The sequence below is a fragment of the bacterium genome (genome assembly GCA_035945995.1).
Classification (GTDB): domain Bacteria; phylum Sysuimicrobiota; class Sysuimicrobiia; order Sysuimicrobiales; family Segetimicrobiaceae; genus DASSJF01.
Genome location: DASYZR010000152.1, coordinates 1 through 25,072 on the forward strand (window position 1 = coordinate 1; position 25,072 = coordinate 25,072).

The 25,072-nt window shown below is 68.3% G+C and carries 23 protein-coding genes; 14 read left to right on the forward strand and 9 right to left on the reverse strand.

Features of this window, described 5'->3' with window-relative positions:
* From VGZ23_17630 to VGZ23_17665, 8 genes are all read right to left on the reverse strand, one after another.
* On the reverse strand, positions 1-110 hold a 110-nt coding region (locus VGZ23_17630; protein HEV2359414.1), incomplete at its 3' end, for an NAD-binding protein.
* Between the two features lie 42 nt (positions 111-152).
* Positions 153-866 carry a universal stress protein gene (locus VGZ23_17635; GenBank protein ID HEV2359415.1) on the reverse strand — a complete coding sequence of 238 codons (714 nt, stop codon included), beginning with the start codon at positions 864-866 and terminating at the stop codon, positions 153-155.
* The gene (locus VGZ23_17640) at positions 863-1,087 is read right to left on the reverse strand and encodes a hypothetical protein (GenBank protein ID HEV2359416.1); all 225 of its coding nucleotides are present in this window, start codon (positions 1,085-1,087) and stop codon (positions 863-865) included. The genes VGZ23_17635 and VGZ23_17640 overlap by 4 nt, the downstream gene beginning before the upstream one ends.
* Positions 1,080-2,627 (reverse strand): APC family permease, encoded by a 1,548-nt coding sequence (locus tag VGZ23_17645; GenBank protein ID HEV2359417.1) that lies wholly within the window; start codon positions 2,625-2,627, stop codon positions 1,080-1,082. The genes VGZ23_17640 and VGZ23_17645 overlap by 8 nt, the downstream gene beginning before the upstream one ends.
* 319 nt (positions 2,628-2,946) lie before the next feature.
* Positions 2,947-4,452, reverse strand: coding sequence for an APC family permease (locus VGZ23_17650; protein ID HEV2359418.1), 1,506 nt, complete (start codon positions 4,450-4,452; stop codon positions 2,947-2,949).
* A gap of 184 nt (positions 4,453-4,636) precedes the next feature.
* Positions 4,637-5,323, reverse strand: coding sequence for a response regulator transcription factor (locus VGZ23_17655; protein ID HEV2359419.1), 687 nt, complete (start codon positions 5,321-5,323; stop codon positions 4,637-4,639).
* Entirely contained in the window at positions 5,320-6,837 is a 1,518-nt protein-coding gene (locus VGZ23_17660; GenBank protein ID HEV2359420.1) for an ATP-binding protein, read from the reverse strand. Before VGZ23_17660 ends, VGZ23_17655 begins: the two co-directional genes overlap by 4 nt.
* Positions 6,838-6,962: 125 nt before the next feature.
* Positions 6,963-7,361 carry a cupin domain-containing protein gene (locus VGZ23_17665; protein ID HEV2359421.1) on the reverse strand — a complete coding sequence of 133 codons (399 nt, stop codon included), beginning with the start codon at positions 7,359-7,361 and terminating at the stop codon, positions 6,963-6,965.
* A 112-nt stretch (positions 7,362-7,473) separates the two neighbouring features.
* Here VGZ23_17665 and VGZ23_17670 point away from each other — a divergent pair, with 112 nt between their 5' ends.
* The 10 genes from VGZ23_17670 (at position 7,474) to VGZ23_17715 (ending at position 20,805) form a co-directional block, all read left to right on the forward strand.
* Positions 7,474-9,018, forward strand: a complete 1,545-nt coding sequence (locus VGZ23_17670; GenBank protein ID HEV2359422.1) for an ABC transporter substrate-binding protein — start codon at positions 7,474-7,476, stop codon at positions 9,016-9,018.
* Between the two features lie 294 nt (positions 9,019-9,312).
* The gene (gene secE, locus VGZ23_17675) at positions 9,313-9,618 is read left to right on the forward strand and encodes a preprotein translocase subunit SecE (protein HEV2359423.1); all 306 of its coding nucleotides are present in this window, start codon (positions 9,313-9,315) and stop codon (positions 9,616-9,618) included.
* 287 nt (positions 9,619-9,905) lie between these two features.
* Positions 9,906-10,478, forward strand: a complete 573-nt coding sequence (nusG, locus tag VGZ23_17680) for a transcription termination/antitermination protein NusG (GenBank protein HEV2359424.1) — start codon at positions 9,906-9,908, stop codon at positions 10,476-10,478.
* Positions 10,479-10,497: 19 nt separating this feature from the next.
* Positions 10,498-10,917, forward strand: a complete 420-nt coding sequence (gene rplK / locus VGZ23_17685; GenBank protein HEV2359425.1) for a 50S ribosomal protein L11 — start codon at positions 10,498-10,500, stop codon at positions 10,915-10,917.
* A 12-nt stretch (positions 10,918-10,929) separates the two neighbouring features.
* Positions 10,930-11,637, forward strand: coding sequence for a 50S ribosomal protein L1 (rplA, locus tag VGZ23_17690; protein HEV2359426.1), 708 nt, complete (start codon positions 10,930-10,932; stop codon positions 11,635-11,637).
* A gap of 232 nt (positions 11,638-11,869) precedes the next feature.
* Positions 11,870-12,631, forward strand: a complete 762-nt coding sequence (rplJ, locus tag VGZ23_17695) for a 50S ribosomal protein L10 (GenBank protein ID HEV2359427.1) — start codon at positions 11,870-11,872, stop codon at positions 12,629-12,631.
* Between the two features lie 79 nt (positions 12,632-12,710).
* Positions 12,711-13,106, forward strand: a complete 396-nt coding sequence (rplL, locus tag VGZ23_17700) for a 50S ribosomal protein L7/L12 (GenBank protein HEV2359428.1) — start codon at positions 12,711-12,713, stop codon at positions 13,104-13,106.
* Between the two features lie 308 nt (positions 13,107-13,414).
* Complete coding sequence (gene rpoB, locus VGZ23_17705) at positions 13,415-17,053, forward strand: DNA-directed RNA polymerase subunit beta (GenBank protein HEV2359429.1); 3,639 nt, start codon at positions 13,415-13,417, stop codon at positions 17,051-17,053.
* A 4-nt stretch (positions 17,054-17,057) separates the two neighbouring features.
* Positions 17,058-20,501 (forward strand): DNA-directed RNA polymerase subunit beta', encoded by a 3,444-nt coding sequence (gene rpoC / locus VGZ23_17710; protein HEV2359430.1) that lies wholly within the window; start codon positions 17,058-17,060, stop codon positions 20,499-20,501.
* 40 nt (positions 20,502-20,541) lie between these two features.
* On the forward strand, positions 20,542-20,805 hold the full coding sequence (locus VGZ23_17715) for a hypothetical protein (GenBank protein ID HEV2359431.1): 264 nt from the start codon (positions 20,542-20,544) through the stop codon (positions 20,803-20,805).
* Between the two features lie 93 nt (positions 20,806-20,898).
* Here VGZ23_17715 and VGZ23_17720 read toward each other — a convergent pair whose 3' ends face one another.
* Positions 20,899-21,186 (reverse strand): retroviral-like aspartic protease family protein, encoded by a 288-nt coding sequence (locus tag VGZ23_17720; GenBank protein ID HEV2359432.1) that lies wholly within the window; start codon positions 21,184-21,186, stop codon positions 20,899-20,901.
* 169 nt (positions 21,187-21,355) lie between these two features.
* Between VGZ23_17720 and VGZ23_17725 the strand changes: the two genes are divergently transcribed.
* The 4 genes from VGZ23_17725 to fusA all read left to right on the forward strand — a co-directional run bounded on the left by VGZ23_17725 (position 21,356) and on the right by fusA (position 24,819).
* Positions 21,356-21,604, forward strand: a complete 249-nt coding sequence (locus VGZ23_17725) for a ribosomal L7Ae/L30e/S12e/Gadd45 family protein (protein ID HEV2359433.1) — start codon at positions 21,356-21,358, stop codon at positions 21,602-21,604.
* A 217-nt stretch (positions 21,605-21,821) separates the two neighbouring features.
* Positions 21,822-22,208 carry a 30S ribosomal protein S12 gene (gene rpsL, locus VGZ23_17730; GenBank protein ID HEV2359434.1) on the forward strand — a complete coding sequence of 129 codons (387 nt, stop codon included), beginning with the start codon at positions 21,822-21,824 and terminating at the stop codon, positions 22,206-22,208.
* Entirely contained in the window at positions 22,209-22,679 is a 471-nt protein-coding gene (gene rpsG / locus VGZ23_17735; GenBank protein ID HEV2359435.1) for a 30S ribosomal protein S7, read from the forward strand. It begins immediately after the preceding gene.
* A 46-nt stretch (positions 22,680-22,725) separates the two neighbouring features.
* Positions 22,726-24,819: an elongation factor G gene (fusA, locus tag VGZ23_17740; protein ID HEV2359436.1), complete on the forward strand. Its 2,094-nt coding sequence runs from the start codon at positions 22,726-22,728 to the stop codon at positions 24,817-24,819.
* The last annotated feature ends 253 nt before the right edge of the window (positions 24,820-25,072 follow it).

Sequence of the window (25,072 nt, forward strand, 5' to 3'; positions counted from 1 at the left end):
CGGAACGACTCCCGGTCGCGATCGATGACCGCCACCGAGTGCCCCTCGGCCTCAAGCATCATTGCGAGCGTCGCCCCGACCCGTCCGCACCCCATGATGACTACGTGCATGCGCGATCGCCCCTTTCCCCCCGCGTCGGCACCGTCTGCCCGTTACACCCGCCGCCGCTCTTCCTCTCCGCCCGCGTTCCTCTCACCCGGCGATCCGGTCTGCCCGGCGGGGAGCGGCGTCGCACCGGGCGCGGACGGTCCGGCGGTAATGGTGATCCCGGCCTGCGGCTCCGGTGCCGCGGCGCCGATGCTGGTCTCGGCCAGCCGGTCGATGATCACTTCGCACGGCGCGTTGCGGAACAGCGACTCCGCGACGCGCGCAGTCGATCCTTCTACGAACCCCGAATCCGGCGAGATCCCGAGCACGATCAGATCGACGCCGTGATCCCGCGCGACCCGTGTGATGCCTTCGCCCGCCTCCCGGGCGCGGACGATCTCGGCCTGGACCGACAGATTGTGCCGGCGTACGATCTGCCTGGCCTTCTCGAGCGCGCGGTTCCCCGCCTCCTCCGCGCCGGGAAGCCGGACGCCGAGGCCGAGGGTCCGGGGCACCTCGACGATGAACCCGAGCAGGATCGTCGCCCGCTGCATCTCGCCGAGCCGGCTGGCCAGCTCGACCGCCCGCCCCGAGTAATACTCCTCCAGGATCGGGACGAAGATCGTGCGGACGGCGCCGACCGAGTGCACCGCGCGCGCGATCTCCGGAGACACGGGCCGCGGCACCCGCAGCATCCACAGGAGCAGCGTGCCGAGCGCGGCGGCGAATCCCGCGGCGAGGACCGCGCCCAGGATGCTGACATGCAGCGGCTCGGTCACGGCACCCTCCGCAGCCGCCGGAGGTAGGCAAGCACGAATGACAAGCGGTGGGCGCCGAGCGCGATGAAGCCGAGACCCACCAGCAGGGCCTGCACGTGCACCCCCAGCGGGAGCGTGCGCACCAGGATCACGATCCCCATCACGACCATGAGGATACTCGTGACGGTCCGGTACGCGTCGGCCCGACTGTACGCCGGAGATTCTGCCGGGGGCTCACGCATGGAGGTGCCCCTTGGCGAGCTGCCGGTCGCGCTGCGCCAGCGCGATCTCGTACTGCTCGAGCAATTCATACTCCTCGGCGTCCCGCAAGATTGTGCGCTGCTGGGCCTCCCACCGGTGGGAGACGCTGCCGGTCACGGGCAGTTTCTCGCGGCGCCGGTACCACACGTAGTAGGCCAGACACAACAGCACCCATCCCGGCCCGGCGATCCGCCCGATCTCATGGGTGAGGACGACTTCGGCCAGCGTGACCACGATGCCGATCAACCCGATGAGCCCTAGGATCGGCAACTCGATCGCGGTCCCGTCCTTCCGGCGCCACCGGACGTTGAGCGGCACCCGGTACGGCCGGGGAGAGTATGGATCCTTGACGCGCAGAGCGATCAAGGCGACGAACACCAGCGTATATCCCAAAGTCGCCCCAAACGCGTACATGTTGGCCAGAACGTCGACGGCGCTGGGCGTAAGAAACGCCAGTACCGCTTCGAGCAGGCCGATCCCGGAGAACACCAGGATCGCCCGGGCCGGCGTCCGAAACCGCGGGTGCACGTCGCGGAACCACGGCGTCAGGAGCTTGAGCTGGCTCATGGAGTAGACGAGCCGGCTCGCCCCCATGACCCCGGTGTTGGCGGAGATCAGGAGAATCACGGCGCCCAGCACGGCGGCGAGCGGCCCGGCGATCGGGCCGACAAACGGAAGACGGCTCCCAAAGAGGGCCACCGAATCGCCGACGTCATGGGCGTACGCTTGCCACGGGAGCACGCCGAGGCCCGTGATCGAGAAGAACGCCGCGAACAGGAACACGCTGCCGATTAGCCCGATGGACGTCCGCGGGATGACGGTGGCGGGCCGGCGGGTCTCCTGTGCCGCCTGTGAGATCGACTCCAGGCCGACGTAGGAGATGATCGCGAGCGACGATCCATACATGAATTGGTGCAGCGTGGGAAACTGATGCACCCACTGGTCGACGAGCAACTCGGGTTTCCACGCGAAGATCAATCCGATAACGATGAGGCCGGCCTCGACCGCCAGGCCGAATGCGCCGATCACCTCGTTGAGAAGCGATGACTCCCGCACGCCGCGGACGTTCAGCCAGGTGAGGAAGACGATCAGGAGCACTGTCTCGCCGGCCCACACCGGGTTGATGGCGTGGAACGGGCCGAGGTTCATCTTGAGATCCCGCGCCATCGGGAAGAAGAAATTGACGTACCCGGCCGAGAACGTGGCGAACAGGGCGATGTCGATGGTGTAATCAAGCAGCAGGGCCGATCCCGCGATGAAACCGGCCAAGTCCCCGAGTCCACGGCCGACGAAGTACTGGCCGCCCCCGGCCAGCGGGTACGCGGAGGCCAGCTCTGTGTAGGCCAGCCCGATCATGACGTAGACAAGACCCGCGGCCGCAAAGGCCAGGGGCGCGGCGCCCATGGTCGCGGCGATGACGATGCCGAGGGCCGCGTAAATATCGGCCCCTACATCGGCAAACCCCCACATGAATGAGCCCCACACCGATACGTCCCGGCGCAGATGGGGCTCGCTGGTCATCGGAGGCGCGGAGGTCATTTCAGCCAGAGCATACTCACCTGGCGGCGTGTTGGCCGACCGAAACCGAGCCCGGCTGGGCCTTTCAAACGTACGCAGGGACGACCGTGCGGTGCCGTTCCCCTTGTTGGCACCTCCTAATCTTACCTCGACCGGGTCACCTGGACAAGGCACGGTCTCATGACGGGCGGAGGGGCTCCGACATCGGTGGCCGCGCACCGGGAGAGCGCACCCGCGTCGGGCCGGGGAGGCAGTCGAAGAGGTTGCGTCAGGACCGGGCGCGGTTGGGGCTGAAGTCCTCCGCCCCGCCGCCGAGGTCGGGCTATCCGCCGCCGCGCTGCTGCGACCGGCGGGCGCGGGCTCTGGCCGTCGCCTCGAGCGCAAACTGATACTCTTCGAGCAGTCCGTACTCTTCCGCCGACGTCAGGATCGCGATCTGGTCGGCTTCCCACTGTCGACGGAGCGAGCCCCGTACGGGGTACCCGTGGCTGCGCCGGAACCAGATGTAATACGCGAGGCAGAGGAGCACCCAGCTCGGGCCAGCGATCCGCCCGATCCGGTGCGTGAGAATCACCTCGAAGAGGATCAGGCTGACGCCGGCGATCCCGAAAAAGCCGAGTACCGGGATCTGCACGACCTCGCCGCGCCGGCGGCGCCATTTGACGTTGAACGGCACCCGGTACGGTCTCGGCGTGACCGGATCCACGAAGCGCAGTCGCACCAGTGAGATGAAGACCAGCAGATACGCCAGCGTCGCGCCGAACGCGTACATGTTGCCGAGCGTGTCCATCGCCTGCGGGGTGAGGAATGCGAGCAGCGCCTCGACGATCGCCATGATCGAGAACAAGATGATGGTGCGGTACGGCGTGCGATAGCGGGGGTGCACGGCGTTCATCCACTCGCTGGCGAGACCCAGTCCGCTCATCGAGAACGTCAACCGCGAACTTCCCATGACGCCCGTGTTGGCAGAAATCAGCAGGATCGTGCCGCCCAGCAGCGCGGCAAACGGGCCGGCGACGACGCCGATCAGCGGGATGTGGTGGGCGAGCAGCGCCACCGGATCGTCCTGGTGGGCGGCGATTTCCTGCCACGGGAGCATGCCCATGCCGAGCGTGGAGAAGGCCATCGCAAACAGCAGCACGCTGAAAATGAGCCCCAGGGAGGTGCGGGGGATGATGGTGGCAGGCCGGCGCGTCTCCTGCGCGGCCTGCGAGATGGATTCCAGGCCCACGTACGAGATGATCGCGAGCGACGATCCGTACATGAACTGGCTGAACGTCGGTTGCTGGGTCAGGAACTGGCGGGCAAGGAGGTCCGGTTTCCACGCGAAGAGGAAACCGAGCATGACCACCGACGATTCGGTGATCATGTCGACCGCGCCGATGATCTCGTTAAACAGCGACGACTCCCGGATGCCCCGGATATTGAGCCAGATGAGGAACAGGATCAGCAACACCGTTTCGGCCGCCCAGATTGGGTTGAGGTGGCCGAGCGGTCCAACCGCCATCGAGTAGTCACGAAACGCCGGGATGAAAAAATTCACGTAGCCGGCCGAGGCCGCGGCGAAGAGCGCGATGTCGATCGTGTAGTCGAGGAGCAGGGCGGAGCCCGCGATGAATCCCCAAAAGTCGCCCAACCCGCGCGCGGTATAGTATTGGCCGCCGCCGGCGACGGGGTACGCGCTCGCGAGTTCGGTGTACGCCAGCCCGATAAGCACGTACACGCAGCCGGCGACCGCGAACGCAAGCGGCGCCAGGCCCATGGAGGCCGCCACGACGATGCCGAGAGCGGCGTAGATGTCGGCCCCCACATCGGCGTAGCCCCACATGAACGAGCCCCAGACGCTGATGTCACGGCGTAGATGCTCGCCGGACCGCAGATGAGGTGGGGAAGGGGTTGTGGGGACCGCCTGCGGGGCCATCCGACAGACTGTATCAGGAGCAGGCTCAAGCGCGAATCAAGAAGGAAGGGGTTCGGGCTCAAGATTTCCTCAAAAGTCGGCGGGGATCCGGTCAGTCCGGCAGGTGGAAGCGGTAGCCGACACCCGGCTCGGTGAGGATGTAGCGGGGTTGCGAGGTATCGGGCTCGATTTTCCGACGGAGCTGATTCACCACGACGTGCAGGTAGTGGAGTTCTTCACCGTATTCGGGACCCCACACGGCCGCGAGCAGGGTGCGGTGCGTCACGACGCGGCCGGCGTGTTGCGCCAGATGTTTGAGCGCGTCGTATTCCTTGGGCGTCAGGTGCAGCGGCGTGCCGGCGAGGCTCACGAGCCGGCGGTCCAGGTCGATGGTGAGATCGCCGGCCTGGACGATCGGACCCCTGGGATTGCCTGCGGCGTGGCGCAGCGCCACTCGCAAACGGGCCAGCAGCTCCGCGGTGCCGAACGGCTTGGTGAGATAATCGTCGGCCCCGAGATCCAACGCCTCGACCTTGGCGCGTTCTTCGCCCCGCGCGGACAGGACGACGATCGGCGCGTCGAGCCGTTCGCGCAGCCGGCGGCAGACCTCCAGGCCGTCCAGGTCCGGCAGCATGAGGTCGAGCAGGATGGCGTCGGGACGGCGCCGTTCGGCCGCGTCGAGCGCGCTCCGGCCGCTGTCAACTGCCTCGATCGTGTAGCCGTGCGCCTCGAGCGTCCGTCGCAGCAGGCGCAGGATCTGCGCCTCGTCATCGACGACCAGCACGCGCGCGCCGGTCATGCGGATGAGCCGGCGAGGGCCGGCGGCGTAGCCAGCGGGAGGGACACCGCGAACACCGCGCCGGTCTGGCCGGGGTTCTCGACGACGATCCGGCCGCCGTGGGCCTCGACGAGACCCCGGCAAATCGCGAGGCCGAGCCCTGTGCCGGTGGGGCGTCCGGCGACACGGAAGAATTTCGAGAAGATCCGGTCGGCTTCGGACACCGGAATCCCCGGGCCGCGGTCGCGCACGCGCATCACGAACGCGTCCCCCTCGGCGCCACCGCTTACATAGATGTCGGTCCCGGCCGGCGCGTACTTCGCCGCGTTGTCGAGCAGGTTGGTAAGGACCTGTTGAATCTCCACGTAGTCGAGAAAGACCGGTCGATCGCCGTCCGCCACGTCGACGACGATGCGATGATCGCGGATGCGGTTGGCGGCGCGGCGCACGCCGTCGCTGATCAACTCCCCGGCCTCATACCATTGGCGGTCCGGCGTCAACGCGCCGGCCTCGATCCGCGTGAGATCCAGCAGGTTGTTGATCAAGCGTGTGAGCCGGTCGACCTCCTCGTTCGCCGCGACCAGCAGTTCTTGCTGCGCCTCCCGGTCCCACGGCACTTCGGAGTGCAGCAGTGCCGTGATTCCGGTTTTGAGCGTGGCGAGCGGCGTCCGCAGGTCGTGGGAGACGGAGCCGAGGAGCGCGGTCTTGAGCTCGTCGGACCGCCGCAGCACCTCCGCGTGCGTGGCGGCATCCTGAAGGCCGCGGCGGTCGATCGCGGCCGCCGCCGCGGCCGCAAACGCGCGCAAGAGGCCCTGCTCGGCCGGCGCGAGCGGTTGAGCCGCGGCCGGCATGCGCATCCGCAGCACGCCGATCGGCTCGGCGCGGAGCCGAAGCGGCAGGTACAAGGCGCCGCCGTACGGGATGATCACCCGGTCGCGCCAGACGAATGCCACGACCCCGTCTTCTTCTCGTGTCAGTCCGGCATGCACCCCGGCCGGCGCGGCCGCCCGCACGCCCAGCACCCCGATGCAATCCGGCAGAAGGATGGCGCAGCCCGGGACGTGGAACAGCTCGCGGGCGAGTTCTGCGATGACGTGGAGGACGTCGTCCGTGCTGGCCGCGTCGGCGGTCGCGTCGCTCAGCCGCAGGAGGACGTTGGATTCCCGTGCCCGGGCTTCGGCGTCGCGGGCCCGGACCCGGGCCCAGGCCGCGAGACGGCTGGTGACGATGGCGACGGCGAGGAACACGAGGAGCGAGGTGACTTCCGACGGAGCGGCGATCGTGAGCGAAAAGAACGGCGGTACGAACAAGTAGTCCAGCGCCACGAAAGCGAGGATGCTGCTGGCGATGGCGGGTCCCATGCCCCAGATGAGCGCCGCGCAGAAGACCGCCAGGAGATGGACGAGCGCGATGGGCGCGAGGGAGAGGGAGGCCCGCGCCAGCCACGTCGCGAGGCTGACGAGCCCCACCCCGGCGAGGGCCGCGGCGTATGCGGCGAGCAGTGGAAGCGGCTCGACGCCCCGGCGCCCGTTCACGGTCTCCGGATGAGGAGGGTGTAGCGTCGGCCGGCGAGAGCCGGGGCCTTGCGAGGCAGAACTCGGCGCGCCATTTGGCCCGCAGGATTCAACGTGGCTACGGTCAATCCTGTGGACGCCCGGCGTCAGCGCGCCCCCTCCATATACGTGTCCCAATCGCGAACGGGCGCGTTCCAGTCCGTCGCTCCGGCGGGGCGCGTCGAGAGATGGCACATCGCCGACGCGTCGGTCGCCCCATGCCAGTGCCACTCGCCCGCCGGGACGATGACGATGTCGCCCGGCCGGATGAGGCGGCGTTCGCGCTCCGTCGCCACGATGCCCTGGCCCTCGACGACGTAGAGGATCTGATCGGACGCGTGGACGTGCGGGCGCGTCCGCGCCCCCGCGTCGAAAAACACCGCGACCAGGTCGACCATCGTCGCGTCGGCGGCCTGCCGCATCCGCTGCATGTGCACCGTGCCGCCGAAGTTCTGCGGCGTGTCGGTGGGCCGGGCCTGGGTACGCTGGGCACGGACGATCTCCATGGGGACCTCCTGACCGGTCGCGTCGGGAATGGACTACGGGAAGGGCCGCGCCGATCCTCCCCGAACGATCAAGACGCGCCGGACGGGCGTCAATCAACCTGGAGGTGATTCGGTGCTGCGCAGGGCGATGGCCATGATGGTGGCCGCGGCGCTCGGAATCGGCTCGGCTTCGATGGCCGCGGCGCAGGGCGTGCGCCGGGGCGGCACGCTGCGGGTGGCGATCAGCGGCGATCTCGTGACGCTCGATCCTCATCTGTCCGGCGCGGCGATCGACCGTCAGCCCTACCAGAACGTCTTCGACAAACTCGTCGACACGGACGAACACCTGACGATCGTGCCGGTGCTGGCGACGTCGTGGACGGTGTCACCCGACGGCCGGACGGTGGTGTTCAAGCTGCGGCAGGGCGTCACGTTCCACGACGGCACGCCGTTCGGCGCCGAGGCGGTCAAAGTCAACTTCGACCGGATGCTGGACCCGAAGTTTCCGCCGATCCGAAAGGCCGAGATGCGGCCGGTGCAGCGCGTCGTCGTCGTCGATCCGTCCACGGTCCAGGTCGTGATGGAGCGGCCGTACAGTCCGCTGCTCTACGCGCTCACGGACCGCGCCGGCATGATGCTCTCGCCGGCGGCGCTCGCCAAAGAGGGCATGAACTTTACGCAGCACCCGGTCGGCACGGGGCCGTTCCGGTTCGTCGAGCGCGTGCCCCAAGACCACACCACGTTCGAGCGGAACCCCGGCTACTGGGCCAAGGGGCTCCCGTACGCGGACCGTCTCGTGTTTCGGCCCATCACGAGTGATCCGGCGCGGATCGCGAACTTAAAAAGCGGCGACGTGGACATCGTGGCGAACGTGCCGCTGCCCCAGGTGCCCGAGCTCGCCACAGAAGCGGCCCGGCCCGGCGCCACGTTCCGGCTGCTCGAGCGCGGCCCGTTCCAGTGGAACGCGATGCCGCTCAACGTGACCCGGCCCCCGTTCGATAACAAGCTGCTCCGGCAGGCGCTCAGTTTGACGATCGACCGGCAGGTGCTGGCCAACGCCGTCCTGCGGGGCGCGGCCTATCCCGCGCGGTCGTTCTTCCCGAACGGCACGCCGGCGTTCGATCCGTCGATTCCGGTGCCGGCGCGGAACGTCGCGCTGGCCAAGGAGAAGTTGGCGCAGGCCGGCCACCCGGGCGGGTTCACCTTCACCCTGCTGCTGGCGAGCACCGGCCAGCAGGACGCGTCCATTGCACAGGCGATCCAATCCATGGCCGCCGATGCCGGCATCCACGTGGAGATCCAGATCCTGGAGGGTGGAGCTTTTTTGGCGACGATGCAAAAGCTCCAGCATCAGGCGACGCTCAGCATCTGGAGCGGCCGGCCGGACCCGGACTTCGACGTCTATCCGTTCGTCACGCAGACCGGGATCGGGGGGCTCAACCTGGCGGGGTACGTGAGCGACCGCGCGACGGTGCTGCTCGACGGGGCGCGCCTGCTCGGCGACATGTCGCAGCGCCGCCGCGCCTATACGGACGTCGGCCGCATCGTGGCCGACGACGTGCCGTACGTCTTCCTGTTCTATCCCAAGGAGTACAAGCTGGTCGGCACCCACGTGCGCGGCTTCGTTCCGCAGCCGGACGGCATGGTGCGGCTCCGGTCGGTCTGGCTGGCGCCCTGAGGGGAACCCGGAACTCGAGGAAAATATCCCGGCCGCGGATGTTTAGGCCCCAGACGGCGGGGGGATAGTAACGATTGGGGGCGAGAGCCCCCACAGTTCGAAGACGGTGCGGTTGCGTTGCTTCGGGGGCATGCCCTTCTCCCCCCGCCCCGGAGCGGCAAGGCCGCACCGTCGTTTATGTCCGCGCCTCGACGGGCGGCGCCTGCGGCGGCCGGCGGCGTTGACATCGGAACGGCCGCTGTTATAATGAGGCGGGACGCGGCAAGGCAGTCTTTTTTTGTTTGGGGGCATCTCATGGCGCGAGGATCAGAAGGAGCCACCGGGCCGATCGTGGGGAAGCCGGCCGCGCGGGTGCAGACCCCCGAGCGGCCGCGGCCGGTTCGCGCCGCGCCGCGCCGCCTGCCGCGTTCGGTCGAGGCGGGGCTACAGTTCCTCAAGGATGTCCGGGCCGAAATGAACCGCGTTGCCTGGCCGGATCGCAAGGCCGTGATCGCGTCCTCGGTGGTCGTCGTGTTCGTCCTCGTTGTGACCGCGGCGTACCTCGCCGGGATCGATGTGGTCTTTGCGAAACTGCTCGAACCAATTTTGAAGGCCCGGTAACCGACAGTCGCATGTCAGACGAACGCAACCGCCCGCAGGGCACCAAACCCGACGCCGCCACCCTCGCGCAGCAGCTGTTCCGGGACGAACCCGAGGACGAGGAGCGCGGGGAGAAGACCGCACGGCCGGTGGAGCCGTCGCGGCCGGCCGGGTCGGAGGCGCCCGAATCGTCGGTCGGGGTGATGGTTCCCCCGGGCGAGGAAGCGGAAGCCCCGGAGGCGGCGGAGCCCGCCGGAGCACAGACGCCGCCGAGCGCCGAGGGCACGGTGGAGGTGCCGCCCGACGCGCTGGCAGCGGGCGAGGCGCCCTCGGAGGACGAGGCGGCCCGCGCGGCGCGGGGCTCCCGGTGGTTCGTGATCCACACGTACTCCGGGTACGAGAACAAGGTGCGCACCAACCTGGAACGGCGGATCACCTCGATGGGTCAGGCGGACAAGATCTTCCGGATCCTGGTCCCCACCGAGGACGAAATCGAGATCAAAGACGGCAAGCGGCGGATCGCGAAGAAAAAGGTCTTTCCGGGGTACGTGCTGGTGGAGATGATCATGGACGACGACTCGTGGTACGTCGTGCGGAACACGCCCGGCGTCACGGGGTTCGTCGGTTCGGGCGCCAAGCCGCTGCCGCTGCAGGATCGCGAGGTCAAGACAATCTTAAAGCAGCTCGGCGACGAGACGCCGAAGTTCCGGATCACCTACCAGAAGGGCTCCGCGGTCCGCATCAACTCCGGGCCGTTCATGGACTTCAGCGGCGTCGTCGACGAGATCTTGCCGGAGAAGGAGAAGGTCCGCGTGCTCGTGTCGATCTTCGGCCGGGAGACGCCGGTCGAACTCGACTTCGCGCAGGTCGAGAAGATCTAGCCCGGGGGGCGTCACCGCAATGAAGAAAGTCGTCGCGATCGTCAAACTGCAGATCCCGGCCGGCAAGGCCACGCCGGCGCCGCCCGTGGGGCCGGCGCTCGGGCAGCACGGCGTCAACATCATGGAGTTCTGCAAGTCCTACAACGAGCGGACGGCGCGGCAGGCCGGGACGGTCGTGCCGGTCGAGATCACGATCTACGCCGACCGCACCTTTACGTTCGTCACGAAGACGCCGCCGGCCTCAATCTTGCTGAAGAAGGCGGCCGGTCTGGAGACGGCGTCCGGCGAGCCGAACAAGAAGAAGGTCGGCCGGGTGACGCGGCAGCAGATTCGTGAGATCGCCGAGACGAAGATGCCTGACCTCAACGCGCGGGACATCGAGGCCGCGACGCGGATGATCGAAGGAACGGCGCGCAGCATGGGCATCGAGGTCGGGTAGAGAGGAGACATCATGGCGCAGCACGGCAAGCGCTATCGCGAGGCGGTCAAACTCGTCGCCCCCGAGACATTGTACGAGCCGCAGGCGGCCGTCGCGGCCTTGAAACAGCTGCCGCACGCCAAGTTCGACGAGACGGTCGAGGCCCACGTCCGGCTCGGCATCGACCCGAAGCAGGCCGATCAGCAGGTCCGCGGGACGGTCGTGCTGCCGCACGGCACCGGTAAGTCCGTCCGGGTGCTCGTCTTCGCGAAGGGCGACAAAGTCAAGGAGGCGCAGGAGGCCGGCGCCGACTACGTGGGGCTCGAAGAATTCACCGCGAAGGTACAGGGCGGGTGGTTCGACTTCGACGTGGCGATCGCGACGCCCGACGTGATGAACGTCGTGGGGCGCCTCGGCCGCGTCCTGGGCCCGCGCGGCCTGATGCCGAATCCGAAGGCGGGGACGGTTACGTTCGACATCGCGCGCGCCGTCCGCGAGACCAAGGGCGGGAAGATCGAGTACCGGGTGGACCGGACCGGGATCATCCACGCGGTGATCGGCAAGGCGTCGTTTCCCGCGGACGCGCTGGCGGAGAACTTCGATACACTGATCAACGCCGTCGTGCGGGCGAAGCCGTCGTCGGCGAAGGGGCAATATCTCCGGAGTGTGTCCATCAGCACGACGATGGGCCCGGGTATCAAGATCGATCCCGCGAAGGCGCAGGTGGCCGCGCCCGCGTAGCACCCGATCCGCGCCGTGCGCCCGGTTGACGGGCGGGTCGGGCGATGCTACCATGGGGCGCGCAACCGCATAGGCCGTAGACAGCGGGTGTGAACGGTTCCGGTCTGGCCCCCGGAGAGGGCAGGCCGGCGCGCCGTTCGCCTAAAGGTCCGAGAGGGGACCGCCCGCCGAGGCTCCCGCTTGGGAGGCTCCGCCGTCTACGGGGGGCTTTTTTCTTTACCGGGAGGCGTGGATGACGGATCCGAGACCGGACAAGGTCGCCGAAGTCGAGGCGCTCGAGCAGCGCCTGAGGGCCTCGTCGATTGTGATCCTGACCGACTACCGCGGCCTCAGTGTCGGCGAGATCGGGACGCTGCGCGGCAAGCTCCGCGGCGCGTCGCTCGAGTACCGCGTGGCCAAGAACACGCTGCTCAGCCGGGCGGCCGAGCGGGCCGGTGTTGCCGGGCTCGATCCGTACCTGACCGGGCCGACGGCGGTCGTCTTTGGCAACGACGACCCCGGCGCGCCGGCGCGGCTGCTTCAGGACTTCATCCGGCAGTTCCGCAAGCTCGCGATCAAAGGCGGCGTGGTCGAGGGCCAGACCCTCGACGCCGCGGGCGTGCAGGCGCTGGCGACGCTGCCCACCAAGCCGGAACTGCTGGCGCGGGTGGTCGGCGCCGTGCAGGGCCCCCTGTTCGCGCTGGTCAGCGTGCTCTCCGCGGCGCCGCGCGGTTTGGTGACGGCCCTCGAGGCGCTGCGCAAGCAGCGTGAGGCGGCCGGCGAGTCCGCCTCCCCCGCGGCCACGGCGGACGAGGCGGCAAGCGAGTCCGCCTCCCCCACGGCCCCCCCTGCCGGGGGCAGGCCGGCGGACGAGTCCCCGGCAGGGGAAGGCAGGCCGGCGGACCAGCAGCCCCCCGCCGGCCTGTCCCCGGCAGGGGAGGGTGGGCCCGTCGAGGCGTCGCCGGAACCCGAGGCGGCGGACAGATCTGTCCCGGCGGTGAAGACGGAAGCGTAGCGTCATCGGCGCGCGCGACCCGTGAGCGCGGCGTCGGCAAGAGGAGGGCGGGGCACAAGGTTCCCAGGAGGGGATGAGCATGGCGGAACGCGCGACGGTGGAAAAGATCGTGGATGAGATCGGGGACCTGTCGGCCCTCGACCTTTCGAAGCTGGTGAAGGCGCTGGAGGAGAAGTTTGGCGTCAGCGCGGCGGCGCCGATGATGGCGATGGCTCCCGCGGGTGCCGGCGCCGGCGCCGGTGCCGCGGCGCCGGTCGAGGAGCAGACGGAGTTCGACGCCGTGCTCACCGCGGTCGGGGACAAGAAGATCCAGGTGATCAAGGTGGTCCGCGAGCTGACCGGTCTCGGCCTCAAGGAGGCCAAGGATCTGGTCGACGGCGCTCCCAAGCCGGTGAAGGAGAAGGTGGCCAAGCAAGAAGCCGAGACGATCAAGGCCAAACTGACCGAGGTCGGCGCCACGGTCGAGATCAAGTAGGGGGCGCGGCTCGGGGGCTGGCGGCTCGCCCGCCCTTGGCCATTGGGGAGATGGGGGGCGCGGTCCGGTCTCTATTGACGGGTCGTGTCGACGACAGTATAATGTAGTTTACTCCTCAATGCCGCGAGCTGTGCCGTTATTTGTATGCTGAGGGTCCCAGCTAGCCATCCGGACATGGGGCGAGGTGTGCCCATGTCCGTTTTGGGCTGTCTCGTATGCTCGTATCTGAACGCGTCGGTCGGCGGCGCCTCGGATCCACTGCCGCCGGGATCAACGGCGCGATCTGTTGCAACACGGAGGCGAACAGGGTGAAGGGGAAGACCGCGTCGCCCAAGCCCAGAACCAGAGCCGCAACCGCCCGCCGGGCCGGCAAGGCCAAACCGGCGGCCATGCGCCTCACCGTCAAGGACAATCTGCGCGGCCCGCTCCAGCGGCCGGCCGCGCGGCCCGCCGGGACCGGCCGTCCGAAGCTGACCCGGACGATCGTGCTCGACACGAAGGCCGAGCGCGCGCCCGTAGCCCTGCTTCAGGCGCCGCCGCCGACGCCGCCGTCGCATTCCTCGTCCCGGACCGTCCGCGGGCTCGGCGAGGTGCGCGTGTCGCGCCGGGGCCGGCGCAGCCGCGTGAGCTTCGCCAAGATCCAGGACGTGCTCGACGTCCCGAACCTGGTCGAGATCCAGCGGGAGTCGTTCAAGTGGTTTTTGCGGGACGGCATCCGGGAGGTCTTCAACGAGATCTCCCCCATCAAGGACTTCACCGGAAACTTGGAATTGCACTTCGCCGTCGGCCGCCGGCGCCGCGGCGCGGCCCAGGAATCGGAGAACGGCGATCTGACGCTCGACTTCGACGGGTACCGGTTCGAGCAGCTGAAGTACTCGGTCGAGGACTGCAGGGAGCGCGACTACAACTACAGCGCGGCGCTCAAGGTCCAGGTGCGCCTGGTGATCCGGGAGACCGGCGAGGTCAAGGAGCAGGAAGTCTTCATGGGCGACTTCCCGCTGATGACCGAGCAGGGGACCTTCGTCATCAACGGCGCCGAGCGCGTCGTGGTGAGCCAGCTCGTCCGCTCGCCGGGCGTGTACTACAGCATGTCGCCGGACGCGAACGGCCATCTGCTGCCGACCGCGACCGTGATTCCCCATCGGGGCGCGTGGCTCGAGTTCGAGATCGACGCCAACAGCATCGTCTACGTGCGCATCGACCGGACGCGCAAGCTCCCGGTGACGGTCCTGCTGCGGGCGCTCAAGTACGGCGACGACGACGCCATCCTCAAGCTGTACGATCAGGACAACGCGATCAAGGTGACGCTCGCCAAGGACGAGACCAAGACGGCGGACGACGCGCTGCTCGGCATCTACCGGCGGCTGCGGCCGGGTGATCCGCCGACGATCGAGAGCGCCCGGACGCTCCTCAACACGCTGTTCTTTGACCCGCGGCGCTACGACGTCGGCCGCGTCGGCCGGTACAAGCTCGACAAGAAGCTCGGGTTCAAGCCGGAGCCGACGCCGGGTCCCGAGGGGCGCGTGCTGCGCTCCAAGGACATCGTCGAGATCATCCGCTACCTGCTGGCGCTGAAGAACGGGCAGGGCCGGCCGGACGACATCGACCATCTCGGCAACCGGCGGGTGCGGTCGGTCGGCGAGCTGCTGCAGAACCAGTTCCGGATCGGCATGCTGCGCATGGAGCGCGTCATCCGCGAGCGGATGACGATCCAGGACACGGCCGCCATCACGCCGCAGGTGCTGATCAACATCCGGCCGGTCGTGGCGTCGATCAAAGAATTCTTCGGGTCGAGCCAGCTCTCGCAGTTCATGGACCAGACCAATCCGCTGGCCGAACTCACCCACAAGCGCCGGCTGTCCGCCCTCGGGCCGGGCGGCCTCAGCCGCGAGCGGGCCGGGTTCGAGGTGCGCGACGTGCACACCTCGCACTACGGGCGGATGTGCCCGATCGAGACGCCGGAAGGCCCGAACATCGGCCTGATCTCGTCGCTGGCCACGTTCGCGCGGGTCAATCCCTACGGGTTCATCGAGACCCCGTACCGCAAGGTCCGGGACGGCCGCGTCACGCGGTCGATGGAATACCTCACCGCGGACGACGAGGAGAAGTACACGATCGCTCAGGCGAACGCCAAGATGAACGCCGAGGGCAAGCTCAGCGAGTCGCGCGTCACCGCGCGGCACGGCAGCGCCATCGTGCTGGTGCCGCCGGACAAGATCGATTACATGGACGTGTCGCCGAAGCAGATCGTCAGCGTCGCGACGGCGCTCATCCCGTTCCTCGAGCACGACGACGCCAACCGGGCCCTCATGGGGTCCAACATGCAGCGCCAGGCCGTGCCCCTGCTGCGCACCGAGGCGCCGCTCGTCGGCACCGGGATGGAGCACCGCTCCGCGGTGGACTCCGGCGCCGTCCTGGTCGCCCGGGAGACCGGCGAGATCGCCAGCGTCGCCGGCGATCAGATCGTCGTGAAGCCGGACCGCGGCAAGGAGCGGACGTACCGCCTCGTCAAGTTCCAGCGGAGCAACCAGGGCACGTGCATCAACCAGCGGCCGGTGGTCGAGGTCGGCGAGCGGGTCCAGGTCGGCGACGTGATCGCCGACGGGCCGTGCACGGACCAGGGCGAGCTGGCCCTCGGGCACAACGTGCTGGTCGCGTTCATGCCGTGGGAGGGCTACAACTACGAGGACGCGATTCTGATCAGCGAGCGCCTCGTGCAGCGCGACCTCTTCACCAGCATCCACATCGAGGAGTACGAGGTCGAGGCCCGCGACACGAAGCTCGGGCCGGAAGAGATCACGCGCGACATCCCCAACGTCGGCGAGGAGGCGCTGCGCGACCTCGACGAGCGCGGCATCATCCGCATCGGCGCGGAGGTGCGCAGCGGCGACATCCTGGTCGGCAAGGTCACGCCGAAGGGCGAGACGGAGCTGACCGCGGAGGAGCGCCTCCTGCGCGCGATCTTCGGCGAGAAGGCGCGCGAAGTGCGCGACACGTCGCTCAAGGTGCCGCACGGGGAGAAGGGCAAGGTCGTCGCGGTCAAGGTCTTCGCGCGCGAGAGCGGTGACGAGCTGTCGCCCGGCGTCAACCAGCTGGTCCGGGTCTACGTCGCGCAGAAGCGGAAGATCACCGTCGGCGACAAGATGGCCGGCCGGCACGGCAACAAGGGCGTGATCAGCAAGATCCTCCCCTCCGAGGACATGCCGTACCTGCCGGACGGGACGCCGGTGGACATCGTGCTGAATCCGCTCGGCGTGCCGTCCCGGATGAACGTCGGCCAGGTGCTGGAGACGCACCTCGGCTGGGCCGCGCAGCTGCTCGGGTTCTACGCGGAGACGCCGGTCTTCGACGGCCCGCGCGAGAACGAGATCCGCGATCTTCTATCGAAGGCTGCGGAGACGGACGGCGGCGGGCGGGTGCACGTCGACGAGACGGGCAAGGTGCGCCTCTACGACGGACGGACCGGCGCCCCGTTCGATCAGGAGGTCACGGTCGGCCAGATCTACATGATGAAGCTGCTGCACCTCGTCGAGGACAAGATTCACGCGCGGTCCACCGGCCCCTACTCGCTGATCACCCAGCAGCCGCTGGGGGGCAAGGCCCAGTTCGGCGGCCAGCGGTTCGGTGAGATGGAGGTCTGGGCGCTCGAGGCCTACGGCGCCGCGAACACCCTCCAGGAGCTGCTCACGGTCAAGTCCGACGACGTCGTGGGGCGCGTTAAGACGTACGAGGCGATCGTCAAGGGCGAGAACATTCAAGAGCCGGGCGTGCCCGAATCCTTCAAGGTCCTCGTCAAAGAGCTGCAGAGCCTCTGCCTCGACGTCAAGGTCCTGAGCGAGGACAAGAAGGAGATCGAGCTCAAGGAAATCGAGGAAGACATCGCCGAGACGGCCCGTGCCCTCGGCATCAACCTCGAGGGCGAGGAAGCCCTCGTCGAGGAGTATTAACGCGATGCAGGACGTCAACAACTTCGACGCGGTCAAGATCGGGCTGGCCTCCCCCGACCAGATCCGCCAGTGGTCCCGGGGCGAGGTCAAGAAGCCGGAGACGATCAACTACCGCACGCTCAAGCCGGAGCGCGACGGGCTGTTCTGCGAGCGCATCTTCGGCCCGACCAAGGACTGGGAGTGCCACTGCGGCAAGTACAAGCGCATACGCTTCAAGGGGATCGTCTGCGACCGGTGCGGGGTCGAGGTGACCCGGGCCAAGGTGCGCCGCGAGCGGATGGGCCACATCGAGCTCGCGGCGCCCGTCTGCCACATCTGGTACCTCAAGGGCGTGCCGAGCCGCATCGGCCTGCTGCTCGACATGTCCCCCCGGGCCCTCGAACGGGTTGTGTACTTTGCCGCCTACGTCGTTACTGATCCGGGGACGATTAAAGGCCTAAGCCGGGGACAGCTGCTCAGCGAAGCCGACTTCCGCGAGCTGCGCGAGAAGCACGGCACGGCCTTCCACGCCGGCATCGGCGCGGAGGCGATCAAGGAGCTCCTGCGCGAGCTCAGCCTCGACCAGACCCAGAAGAAGCTGCGCGCGGAGCTCAAGACCGCGGGCGGCCAGAAGCGGATGAAGATCCTCAAGCGGCTGGAGGTCGTGGAGGCCTTCCGCAAGAGCGGCAACACGCCGGACTGGATGATCCTCGACGTGGTCCCGGTGATCCCGCCCGACCTGCGCCCGATGGTGCAGCTGGACGGCGGCCGGTTCGCGACGAGCGATCTCAACGATCTCTACCGCCGGGTGATCAACCGCAACAACCGGCTGAAGCGCCTCCTCGACCTCGGCGCGCCCGAGATCATCGTGCGCAACGAGAAGCGGATGCTGCAGGAGGCCGTGGACGCCCTCATCGACAACGGCCGCCGGGGCCGCCCGGTGACGGGGCCGAACAACCGGCCGCTCAAGTCGCTGTCCGACATGCTGAAGGGCAAGCAGGGGCGGTTCCGCCAGAATCTGCTCGGCAAGCGCGTCGACTACTCCGGGCGGTCGGTGATCGTCGTGGGGCCGAACCTCCGGCTGCACCAGTGCGGGCTGCCCAAGGAGATGGCGCTCGAGCTCTTCAAGCCGTTCGTGATGAAGAAGCTCGTCGACCGCGGGCTCAGCCAGAACATCAAGAGCGCGAAGCGGATGGTGGAACGGGCGCGGCCCGAAGTGTGGGACGTGCTCGAGGAGGTCGTGCACGAGCATCCGGTGCTGTTGAACCGCGCCCCGACGCTCCACCGCCTGGGGATTCAGGCGTTCGAGCCGGTGCTCATCGAGGGCAAGGCGATCCAGGTGCATCCGCTCGTCTGCACGGCCTACAACGCCGACTTCGACGGCGACCAGATGGCGGCGCACGTGCCGCTCTCCGCGGCCTCGCAGGCCGAGGCGCGCGTGCTCATGCTCTCGGCGTACAACATCCTGTCGCCGGCCTACGGCCGCGCGATCACCTCCCCCACGCGCGACATCGTCTTCGGCTGCTACTACCTGACGCTGGAGCGCCCGGGGGCGAGGGGCGAGGGCAAGGTGTTCAGCCGGCCCGACGAGGTGGTGCTCGCGTACGAGAGCGGCGTGGTCGACCTGCACGCGAAAGTCAAGGTGCGGCTCAGCCACGACGGCGAGCTCGTCGAGACGACGGTCGGCCGGGTGATCTTCAACGAGGCCATCCCGGAGGAGCTGCGGTTCATCAACGAGATCTGCGACCGCAAGATCCTCTCGCAGATCGTCTCGGAGGCGTACAGCCGGCTCGGCTCCACCAAGACGGTCCAGCTCCTCGACAGCATCAAGGATCTGGGGTTTCATTTCGCGACCGTGAGCGGCAGCGGGATCGCGCTCTCGGACATCGTCATCCCGAAGGAAAAGGAAGAGATTCTCGCCAAGGCCGACAAGGACGTCGACGCGATCGACACCCAGTACCGGCGCGGCCTGATCACCGACGAGGAACGGTACCTCAAGACGATCGACGTGTGGACCGAGGCCACGGAGACGATCACGCGGAAGATGCTCGGCACGTTCGACCCCTTCAACCCGCTGTACATGATGGCCCAGTCGGGAGCCCGGGGCAACATTCAGCAGATCCGCCAGCTCGCCGGGATGCGGGGGCTCATGACCGACCCCAGCGGGCGGATCATCGATCTGCCGATCAAGGCGAACTTCCGCGAGGGCCTGACGGTGCTGGAGTACTTCATCAGCACGCACGGCCAGCGCAAGGGGCTCGCGGACACGGCGATCCGCACGTCCGAGTCCGGGTACCTGACGCGCCGGCTGGTGGACGTGGCGCAGGACGTGATCGTCCGCGAAGACGACTGCCATACGACCTCCGGGGTCGAGATGACGCCGGTCGTGGACGGCTCGCAGACCGTGGTCTCGCTGGCCGACCGGATCGCGGGCCGCGTGGCGGCCGAGGACGTGCTGGCGCCGCGGAGCAAGAAAGTGCTGCTCGAGGCGGGGCAGGAGATCGACCAGACCGCCGCCGAGGCGGTCGAGGAGGCGGGGGTCACCTCGGTCGTCGTGCGCTCGGTGCTGGCCTGCAAGACCCGCTTCGGGATCTGCGCCAAGTGCTACGGCCGCAACCTCGCGACCGGCAAGCTGGTGGAGATCGGCGAGGCGGTCGGGATCATCGCCGCGCAGTCGATCGGCGAGCCCGGCACGCAGCTCACGATGCGGACGTTCCACACCGGCGGTGTGGCGGGGTTCGACATCACGCAGGGCCTGCCGCGCGTCGAGGAGCTGTTCGAGGCCCGGCGGCCGAAGGGCCAGGCCGTGATCGCGGAGATCGACGGCAAGGCCGCTCTCTCGGAGAGCAAGGGCAACCGCATCATCACGCTGGCCGGGCGGGACGACGAACGGGAATATCCGGTGGCGTACGGCGTCCGGGTGCGGGTGGCCGACGGCGATCGCGCGGCCGCGGGCGACCAGCTCACCGAGGGGTCGGTCAATCCGCACGACATCCTCCGCATCAAGGGCCTCGCCGCCGTGCAGGGCTACCTGGTCCAGGAGATCCAGAGCGTCTACCGGTCGCAGGGCGTCGACATCAACGACAAGCACATCGAGATCATCGTCCGCCAGATGCTGCGGCGGGTGAAGGTCGAGGAGCCGGGTGGGACCGAGTTTCTGCCGGGCGAGCTCGTGGACGTGTTCGCGCTCGAAGAGCAGAACGCGACGGCCATGGCGTCGCGCAAGGAACCGGCGACGGCGCGGCCGGTGCTGCTGGGCATCACCAAGGCGTCGCTGGCCACCGAGAGCTTCCTGTCCGCCGCCTCCTTCCAGGAGACGGCCCGGGTGCTCACCGACGCGGCGACGAAGGGCAAGGTCGATCCGCTGCTCGGCCTCAAGGAGAACGTGATCATCGGCAAGCTGATCCCCGCCGGGACCGGGATGCAGCGGTACCGTTCGGTCAAGGTGGCGGTGGAAGGCCTGACGTAGAGACAAGAACCGTCGGCAGGTGCTTCGTGGCGGGCCCTCCGTGAGGAGGGCCCGCCGCATCTCGTCCGGGTGGCCGGCGCTTACCATGCCGGTGTTGCTGCTGCGCGCGGCGCGCCCGCTCGTGCCGGGCGGCCCGTACCTCGTGATGGACGACGATGTCGCCGCCTTCCGGCGCGGCGTGCCGGGCAGTGCGGTGGTCGAGATCGACGCGAACCACTACGGGATCGTTGCGGCCCCGGCGGCGGCCGACGCGGCGGCGCGGTTCCTCGGACACAGGACCGGCAGCTTGTCGATCAGACAATAACCGTATTCGGCCATACATGATCAAATTGATCGAGTTTGGGCTCGTTGCGCGGCGGCAATCGCTCGGGCCGCCCGGACGCTGTGGGTTCTTGACCTAAAGCAGATACAGTTCAGGCAAAGGAACGAGCCGGCGGTTGACCGGATCGGCGCCAAGCCGCAGTCCTTCCAGAGTGTAGGCTCCCAGGAGCACCGGAGTGCCGTCCTCGCCGAATACGACGACGGTCGACTCCTCGCGTCCGTTGATCCGTACCCACGCACGTCCAAGGGCGCGCGCAATACGGCGGCCGTCCGCGAGGACAAACGTCTCCTGAGCGTGGGGCGTGACGCCGAGCCGCTGGAGGACGGCCGCCGGAACGGTCGTATAGGTGGCCCCTGTGTCCACCAAGGCCTCGAGGGCCTCAAATGGACCGGTTGGCCCGGCGCCTAGCTCGATGGCGTGGCGAAAGGTTCCCACGGCGACGCCTGTACTCTAGCCGCGTTTCGACGTCCGTTCAAGTGGTTGACACCCTTCCGGGCCCCGAGTATAATTGCTTGGTCGAGCGGTCGTGGATGTGGAGCGTCTGAAAGCGGCGTCGCAACGTGCGGTCGGCACGAACCAGACGGCGAAGGCGATCAGCCGCGGTCAGGCGCGGGTGGTATTCGTCGCGCTGGATGCCGATCGCCGGGTGACGGAGCCCTTGCTCCGGTCGGCCCGGGAGCACGGTGTAGAAGTCGTCGAAGTGCCCTCCATGGCAGCGCTCGGCCGAGCGTGCGGGATCGCGGTCGGCGCTGCCGCCGCGGCGATCCTCGGGCCCCAGTAAGGGGCAAGAAACGCCGGATTGCGCCGCAGGGTGCCATCTCCGGCACCACGTATGGCGCATGTCTGACCGCACACAGAGAAGCGCGCGATAACCCGGCCGGAAGTCCGGCCGCCGGCATCGCCATCACCCCTGGGCGGCTGAATGACGGTCCCGTCCGGGGGTATGCTGCGCTCCGTGCAAGTACGTGGACCGATCGAAGTGTCGAGGAGGGGCACGCGTGCCGACAATCAGCCAGCTGCTGCGCCTGGGACGGAGGGTCGAGCCCTCGAAGAGCAAGTCCCCCGCGCTGGAGTTCTGTCCGCAAAAGCGGGGCGTGTGCATTCAGGTGCGGACGATCACGCCGAAGAAGCCGAACTCGGCGCTCCGGAAGATCGCCCGCGTCCGGCTGACGAACGGGGTGGAGGTCACCGCCTACATCCCGGGCATCGGCCACAACCTCCAGGAGCACTCGGTGGTGCTGATCCGCGGCGGCCGCGTCAAGGACCTGCCGGGCATCCGGTACCACATCATCCGGGGGACGCTCGACTCCGCGGGCGTGCAAGACCGCCGGCGGGGCCGGTCCAAGTACGGGGCCAAGCGGCCCAAGCAGGCGGGGGTGGCGTAGATGCCGCGCAAGGGATCGGTGCCGCGCCGGACGGTCGTGGGAGACCTGGTGTACAGCAGCCCGTCGGTGACACGGCTGGTCAACAAAGTCATGACGCGGGGGAAGAAGAGCCTCGCCGAGCGGATCGTGTACGGCGCGCTCGATTCGCTGAAGGACAAGGGCGGCAAGGAGCCGGCCAAGACGCTCGAGGCGGCGCTGCACAACATCATGCCGGTGCTCGAGGTGCGGCCGCGGCGCGTCGGCGGCGCGACCTACCAGGTGCCGGTCGAGGTGCGGCCCGAGCGCCGGGTTTCCCTCGGTATGCGCTGGCTCGTGACGTATGCCCGGCAGCGGCCGGGCCGGACGATGCGGGAAAAGCTCGCGGCCGAGATCCTGGACGCGAGCAACAACACGGGCGCCGCGGTGAAGCGGCGCGAGGACACGCACAAGATGGCGGAGGCCAACAAAGCCTTCGCCCATTATCGGTGGTAGGGTTCGGGGGTCCATGGTCACGCAGCTGGAGACGAAGAAGGTCAACATGACGGCTCAAGTCTCGCTCGACAAAATCCGGAACATCGGGATCATCGCCCACATCGACGCGGGCAAGACCACGACGACCGAGCGCATCCTGTTCTACACGGGGCGGACGCACCGCCTCGGCGAGGTCGACGAGGGCTCCGCGACGATGGACTGGATGATCCAGGAGCGCGAGCGCGGCATCACGATCACGTCCGCGGCGACGACGTGTGTGTGGCGCGGCCACAGCATCAACATCATCGACACGCCCGGCCACGTGGACTTCACCGCCGAGGTGGAGCGCTCGCTGCGCGTGCTCGACGGCGCGGTGGTGATCCTGAGCGCGGTGGAAGGCGTCCAGCCGCAGTCGGAGACGGTCTGGCGCCAGGCGGACCGGTACGGCGTCCCGCGCGTCGTCTTCATTAACAAGATGGACCGCACCGGAGCCGACTTCTACCGCACGCTCGGCATGATTCGGGACCGCCTGGAAGCCAAGGCGGTCCCGCTGCAGATCCCGATCGGCGCCGAGGACGGCTTCCAGGGCGCCGTCGACCTGGTGCACATGACCGCGATCGTGTACACGGACGACCTCGGCACGCGCAGCGACGAGACCGAGATTCCCGCGAACCTCCGGGCGCTCGCGGAGGAGCACCGGGGGCATCTCGTCGAGGCGGCGGCCGAACTCGACGATCACCTGACCGAGAAGTACCTGGAGGGCAAGCCGCTCACCGAGCAGGAGATCCTCGGGGCGATCCGGCGCGGCACGATCGAGGCGAAGATCACACCGGTGCTGTGCGGCACGGCGTTCCGCAACAAGGGCGTCCAGCCGCTGCTCGACGCGGTCGTGAACTTCCTGCCGTCCCCGTTCGACATCCCGCCCGTCGAGGGTGAGAACCCCAAGACCGAAGCCAAGGAAACCCGCCCGGCCGATCCGTCGGCGCCGTTCTGCGCGCTGGCTTTCAAGATCGTCACCGATCCGTACGTCGGCAAGCTGACGTACTTCCGGGTCTACTCGGGGACGTTGAGCGCGGGATCGTACGTCTACAATGCGACGCGCGATCGGCGCGAGCGCGTGAGCCGGATCCTCCAGATGCACGCGAACCACCGCGAGGACATCGAGTCCGTCTCCGCCGGGAACGTCGTCGCGGCGGTGGGGCTCAAGGACACCACGACCGGCGACACGCTGTGCGACGAGGCCAAGCCGGTCGTGCTCGAGTCGATCAAGTTCCCCGAGCCGGTGATCTCCGTCGCCGTCGAGCCGAAAACCCACGCCGACGAGGAAAAGCTCAGCGCGTCCCTCGCCAAGCTGGCGGAAGAGGATCCGACGTTCAAGGTCCGGTTCGATCCGGAGACCGCCCAGACGATCATCTCCGGCATGGGCGAGCTGCACCTCGAGATCATCACCGACCGTCTGCTCCGGGAGTTCAAGGTCGGGGCCAACGTCGGGCGGCCGCAGGTGGCCTACCGCGAGACGATCCGCAAGGCCGTCAAAGCCGAAGGGCGCTACATTCGCCAGACCGGCGGCCGCGGTCAGTACGGCCACGTCTGGCTCGAAGTGGAGCCGCTGCCGCGCGGCACCGGCATCGAGTTCGTCGACAAGATCACTGGCGGACGCATCCCGCGCGAGTACATCCCGGCCGTCGAGTCCGGCGTGCGCGAGGCGACGGAGAGCGGCGTCCTGGCCAGCTATCCGGTCGTGGACGTGCGCGCGACGCTCGTCGACGGCTCGTACCACGAGGTCGATTCGTCCGAGATGGCGTTCAAGATCGCCGGGTCGATGGCGTTCAAGGCGGCGGCGCAGAACGCAGCGCCGGTGCTGCTCGAGCCGGTGATGAAGGTCGAGGTGACTACGCCCGACCAGTACATGGGCGACGTGATCGGCGACCTGAGCGCCCGGCGGGGCCGGATTTCGGCGATGGAACAGCGCGGCGGCCTGCGCATCGTGCAGGCGGAGGTGCCGCTCGCCGAGATGTTCGGGTACGCGACGCAGCTGCGGTCCAACACCCAGGGCCGGGGGACCTACACCATGGAGTTCTCGCACTACGAAGAAGTGCCGGCCGGCATCGCGGAGACGCTGATCAAGGCCGGCTTTAGTGACAAGGTGGCCGGCCGCTGAGTCGGCCGGCATGGGCGGCAAAGCATAACGACGCGTGGAGCCGAGGTAGTGCTGATCGACGCGTTTTGACGGGGCAAACCCCGTCTGACGCGGGGCGAACGGCCCCGTCTGACGCGGGGCGAACGGCCCCGTCTGGCGCGGGGCGAACGGCCCCGTCTGGCGCGGGGCAAACCCCGCTGACGCGGGGCAAACGGGAGGCCGGCGATGGCGAAGGCGAAGTTTGAGCGGACGAAGCCGCACGTGAACGTCGGGA